Origin of the sequence: Oerskovia sp. NPDC060287, from assembly GCF_042726775.1 — a bacterium.
GTDB lineage: Bacteria > Actinomycetota > Actinomycetes > Actinomycetales > Cellulomonadaceae > Oerskovia > Oerskovia merdavium.
On sequence record NZ_JBHXBO010000316.1, the window covers coordinates 1 to 3941 of the forward strand.

Below are 3941 nucleotides of genomic sequence, written 5' to 3' on the forward strand. Positions count from 1 at the left end.
CGTCGGGGTAGAGGTCCCGAGACCTCCACCTCGACGCCGGACCTCTACCTCGCGAGGGGACACGGGGTCTAGTCTCTGCGCATGAGTGACAACGACGTCAGCATCCCCGACCCGACCGCAGCCCGCCCCGCCCGCGGGAGCGCTACCAGCCCCGGAGCTGCCGGCTCCGCCGAGGTCATCGTCGTCGGTGCGGGCCTGTCCGGGCTCGTCGCCGCGACCGAGCTCACCGCGGCGGGCCGTCACGTGATCCTCCTCGACCAGGAGCCCGCCGCGAGCCTGGGCGGGCAGGCCTTCTGGTCCTTCGGCGGTCTGTTCCTGGTCGACTCGCCCGAGCAGCGCCGCATGGGGGTCAAGGACACCCCCGACCTCGCCCTCGACGACTGGCTCGGCTCGGCGCAGTTCGCGCCGGGAGCCGCGGAGGGCACCGGGCCGGACCGCTGGGGCTACGCCTGGGCCAGAGGGTTCGTGGACTTCGCGGCGGGGGACATGCGCTCGTGGCTGCACGACAAGGGCGTGCGATGGTTCCCGCTCGTCCAGTGGGCCGAGCGGGGCGGCTACCCCGCGGGTGGCCACGGCAACAGCGTGCCCCGGTTCCACGTCACCTGGGGCACCGGCCCCGGCATCCTCGAACCCTTCGTCCGGGCGGCGCTCGACGCCAGGGAGGCCGGTCTGCTCGACATCCGCTTCCGGCACCGTGTCACCGAGCTCGTCGTGACCGACGGCGCCGTCACAGGGGTGCGGGCGGAGATCCTGGCCGACGACCCGGTCGAGCGAGGCGTGCCCTCGGTGCGCGACGTCGTGGGCGAGGTCGAGCTGTCGGCGAGCGCCGTCGTCGTCTCCTCCGGGGGGATCGGCGCGAACCACGACCTGGTCCGCGCGAACTGGCCCGCGGGCGCGGGCGTCCTGCCCGAGCGCATGCTCTCGGGCGTCCCCGACTCGACCGACGGCCTGATGCTCGGCGTCACGCGCGACGCGGGCGCGGCCCTGGTCCACGAGGACCGCATGTGGCACTACCCCGAGGGCATCGCGAACCACTCGCCCGTGTGGACCCACCACGGCATCCGCATCCTGCCCGGACCCTCGTCGCTGTGGGTCGACGCGCACGGCCACCGGCTGCCCGCCCCGCTCTTCCCCGGGTTCGACGCCCTGGGCTCGCTCCAGCACGTCACGGGCCGCGCCGACGACCACTCCTGGTTCGTGCTCAACAAGGCCATCATGGAGAGCGAGTTCGCGCTGTCGGGCTCGGAGCAGAACCCCGACCTCACCGGCCGGAGCGTGCGGCTGCTGGCACAGCGGGTGCTGCCCGGGGCGGTCGGTCCCGTGGCCAGGTTCGCCGCCGAGTCGCCCGAGTTCGTGTGGGGCGCGAACCCGACCGAGCTCGCCGCCGGGATGAACGCCCTGACGGCTGCGACCCCCGGGTCGCAGGGGCACATCGACGCGACCGAGCTCGAACGGCTGGTCCGGCTGCGTGACGACCAGGTGCGCTCGGGGCTCGGCAAGGACCACCAGGTCGTGGCGACGGCGATGGCCCGCAAGTTCTTCGTCGACCGCGTCATCCGCGTGTCCCCGCCGCGCCCGCTCACGACGCCCAAGGACGGGCCCATGCTCGCGGTCCGGCTCTCGGTCCTGACCCGCAAGACGCTCGGCGGGCTGCACACCGACACCGACGGCCGCGTGCTGCGCCCTGACGGCTCGGTCTTCGAGGGCCTGTACGCCGCCGGCGAGGCCGCGGGGTTCGGGGGCGGCGGCGTGCACGGTCACCGGGCGCTCGAGGGGACGTTCCTCGGCGGGTGTCTCTTCTCGGGACGGACCGTGGGGCGCGCGCTCGCGCGGAGCCTGTAGGTCCGGGGACCGGGGCGGCCGCACGCCTGGAGACGGAGGACCGCTCCCGTCACCAGTCCGCGGGCATCTGCACCGGGTCGTCCGGGCTCACGCGCGACGCGCGGAGCCCGGGCACCTCGAGCAGCGCCGCGACGAGCTCCTCGCTGCCCCCGAGGTCCGTGGACACGGTGTCGAGCTCGGTGCACACGAACCACGACCGGTCGTCCGGCCACCACAAGGTGGGCGACTGGTGGAGCGACGCGAAGGCGGCGGCCTGCGCGAGCGGCCCGTGCCACAGGTGGTAGCCGCGGTACGGCAGCTCGAGCATCGGTGCCGCAGGCCGCTCGACCTGGTGCGCGTCCCGCAGCGCTCGCACCCGGGCCTCGGCCTGCGCCTGCGCGAGCGCGAACGAGGACCCCGGCGCGTCCCCCTCACCCACGTCGTCGATCCCGAACGAGAGCAGGGCGAACGACGTCGAGTCCTCGGGACGGGTCGCGTGGTCGTACAGCCACCCGTACCCGGTCCACAGCGCGAAGTGGCACACCTGGTCGCCCGTGAACGGCGCGAGGGCGTCGAGCAGCAGGTCCATCTGCTCGGGTCCGGTCCGCTCGCTCCGTCCCAGGTAGAGCGACCCGATCCCTTCGTCCTCCTCGGCCCACGCGGGCACGTCAGGGATGCGCGCACAGGCGGCATAGCCCGACGGGACGCACGCCCCCACGGTCCCCCACTCCCCCAGAAGGGGCCCGATCCAGGCCCCGGCCGACGCGTCGCCGTCCCACGCGACCCCACCGAAGGGCGGGGGAAGGTCGGGGAGGTGAGCGGCGTCGTCGGGCATGAGGCGAACGTAGCCGCGGCGAGGGCGCCCGGCCAGCGGACCGCCCTGCCGGTACGCTCCCGGCATGAACCTGCCCGACGGCGCCGCTCCCCCCGGTCCCCCGGCCGGCGGTCCGGGCCTGGAGCAGCTCGACGTCGCAGGCTGCGAACGCGTCCTGCGACGCAACGGCCTGCCCCTGCTGCTCGAGGACCACTCGGCGCGCCGTGACGTGTTCGGGCGCTCGGCGCCCTTCCTCGTGGTCGTGCTGCTGCTCGAGCTCACGGGCGCCCTGAACGGCGGGTGGACCTGGTGGGCCAACCTGCTCGCCGTGGCCGGGAGCGCGGTGCTGATCGCCGCGGCCTACGCGGGGCTCAACGTCCTGCGCGGGCGGCACTGGTCGACCCTGCCGCAGGACGTCGGCGGGCCCGAGCTCGCGTTCTTCGTGCTCGTGCCCGCCGTGCTGCCCGCGGTGTTCGGGGGTGCGTGGGGCGCCGCGCTCGTCACGGCCGGCGGCAACCTGCTGCTCCTGGGGCTCGTGTGGGTCGTGGTCGCGTACGGCGTCGGCTCGTCGCTGTGGTGGGGGCTCGCACGGATCGTCGACGAGCTCGGGGCGTCGCTGATGCGGCTCGTGCGGCTCCTGCCGCTGCTCATGGTGTTCTCGCTCGTCCTGTTCTACAACGCCGAGGTGTGGCAGGTCTTCAGCCGGACGGGCGGGGCTGCGGGGGTGATCCTGGGGACGTTCTTCGCCGGGCTCGTCGTGCTGTTCGTGGGGCTGCGCCTGCCGACCGAGGCGCGGAACGCGCTGCGCACGGCCGCCGACGGTGTGCCGGGCGCCTCGGACCTCCCGCCGCTGACCCGCAGCCAGCGGTTCAACGTGGCCGCGATGATCGGCCTCTCCCAGCTCCTGCAGGTGCTCGTGGTCAGTGCGGGGATGGGCATCTTCTTCGTCGCGCTCGGGACGCTGACCGTGACGCCCGAGGTCATGGACCTGTGGGGCATCGACGGGCAGCGCGTGCTCCTGACGTTCGACCTGTCGGGGAGCCCGCTCGTGGTCACGCAGACCCTCGTGCGGGTGTCGGTCGCGATCGCGACGTTCACCGGTCTGTACTACGCCATCTCGGTCCAGGTCGACGCGGTGTACCGCGAGGAGTTCGTCGAGGGGATCGGGGAGCAGCTGCGCGAGGTCCTCGCGACGAGGGTGCGGTACCTGAGGCTGCTGAAAGGTGCGACCACGTCTGACGTCGAGGTGGAGGGCTGACGTCGAGGTAGAGGGCTGACGTCGAGGTAGAGGACCGGGGGCCTCTAC

At 73.7% G+C, this 3941-nt stretch carries 3 protein-coding genes; 2 read left to right on the forward strand and 1 reads right to left on the reverse strand.

Features of this window, described 5'->3' with window-relative positions; translation table 11 throughout:
* Positions 1-81: 81 nt before the first annotated feature.
* Complete coding sequence (locus ACFWFR_RS18100) at positions 82-1842, forward strand: FAD-binding dehydrogenase (RefSeq protein ID WP_377623977.1); 1761 nt, start codon at positions 82-84, stop codon at positions 1840-1842.
* A gap of 49 nt (positions 1843-1891) precedes the next feature.
* On the opposite strand, the gene ACFWFR_RS18105 is transcribed toward ACFWFR_RS18100, so the two are convergent.
* Positions 1892-2656, reverse strand: coding sequence for a hypothetical protein (locus tag ACFWFR_RS18105; RefSeq protein ID WP_377623979.1), 765 nt, complete (start codon positions 2654-2656; stop codon positions 1892-1894).
* Positions 2657-2720: 64 nt separating this feature from the next.
* On the opposite strand from ACFWFR_RS18105, the gene ACFWFR_RS18110 reads away from it, so the two are divergent.
* Positions 2721-3893 carry a hypothetical protein gene (locus ACFWFR_RS18110; protein ID WP_377623981.1) on the forward strand — a complete coding sequence of 391 codons (1173 nt, stop codon included), beginning with the start codon at positions 2721-2723 and terminating at the stop codon, positions 3891-3893.
* Positions 3894-3941: the final 48 nt, after the last annotated feature.

Excerpts from the sequence above, each read along its gene's own strand:
- ACFWFR_RS18105 (WP_377623979.1), bottom strand. The coding sequence starts at position 2,656 with ATGCCCGACGACGCCGCTCACCTCCCCGACCTTCCCCCGCCCTTCGGT.
- ACFWFR_RS18100 (WP_377623977.1), top strand. The coding sequence starts at position 82 with ATGAGTGACAACGACGTCAGCATCCCCGACCCGACCGCAGCCCGCCCC.
- ACFWFR_RS18110 (WP_377623981.1), top strand. The coding sequence starts at position 2,721 with ATGAACCTGCCCGACGGCGCCGCTCCCCCCGGTCCCCCGGCCGGCGGT.